Origin of the sequence: Bartonella sp. AC158YNML (genome assembly GCF_042196725.1) — a bacterium.
Classification (GTDB): Bacteria; Pseudomonadota; Alphaproteobacteria; order Rhizobiales; family Rhizobiaceae; genus Bartonella.
Genome location: NZ_JBHIQU010000071.1, coordinates 1 through 1,066 on the forward strand (window position 1 = coordinate 1; position 1,066 = coordinate 1,066).

A 1,066-nucleotide genomic window follows, 5' to 3' on the forward strand; every position below is an offset into this window, starting at 1 on the left:
GGGCTGCTTTATAGCAAAAAAAGCCGTGTCCTTTTAAGACACGGCTTTTATTATCAAAACAGCTAGCGATCTAAATAAACGATTAAAGTAACCAATCGAAATATAAAAGAACATCTCTTTATTGCACAAAACGTATCAAAACGCAAGCTGTTAAGTAAAATAAAAATGGGATTCACACTGTAGATTCAGTGAGTTATAATTATCATTTATCAAATCAATTTAAATCATAATGAATAAAATGAACGCTGTTAAATTACCTTCTTTTCAAACAGAAGAACAATCTTCTTTTCGTCAACTTCCCCATAATATTGAAGCTGAAAAAGCTTTGCTCGGTGCTATCATTATCAATAATAATGCTCTTGATAGCGTTTCTGATTTTTTAAAAGCAGAGCATTTTTTTGAACCGTTGCATCAAAAGCTTTTTGATATCATTTCACAAATTATTCAAAAGGGAAGAATTGCAGATCCCATTACTATTAAGCCCTTTGTTGAAAATGATGCGAAAATTGGTGACATCACTGTATATAATTACGTGGTGCATTTAGCTAAAGAAGCTGTAACAATCATTAATACTAAAGATTATGGAAGCGTCATTTATGATCTTTTTATCCGCCGCTCTTTAATTAACCTTGGCACTCAAGTTGTGAATAGAGCTTATGATGTTTCTGTAGAACTTACAACATCACAACAAATTGAAACTGTTGAAAATCAGTTATTTGAGCTAGCAGAAAAAGGAAAATATGGGGGTGGGTTTGAAAACTTTGATACAGCCATTGCAAAAGCACTTAACATGGCAAGTGCTGCGAAAAAGCGTTCTTCAAGGCTCTCAGGGATAGCTACCCATATCAAAACACTTGATGAGAAAATGGGAGGGTTACAAGCATCTGATTTGATTATCCTTGCGGGGCGCCCTGGTATGGGTAAAACATCGCTTGCTACCAATATTGCTTTTAATATTGCCAATGCTTGTAAGCGTGATAACAGCCAAGCCAATGAAGGGGGTATTGTTGGTTTCTTCTCACTTGAGATGTCAACTGAACAGCTTGCAACTCGTATTATCTCAGAG

1 protein-coding gene is annotated in these 1,066 nt (G+C 35.3%); it reads left to right on the plus strand.

Features of this window, described 5'->3' with window-relative positions:
- Window positions 1-238: 238 nt before the first annotated feature.
- Window positions 239-1,066, plus strand: an 828-nt coding sequence (locus ACFIM1_RS09280) for a DnaB-like helicase N-terminal domain-containing protein (RefSeq protein WP_375694686.1), incomplete at its 3' end; no start/stop codon positions are given.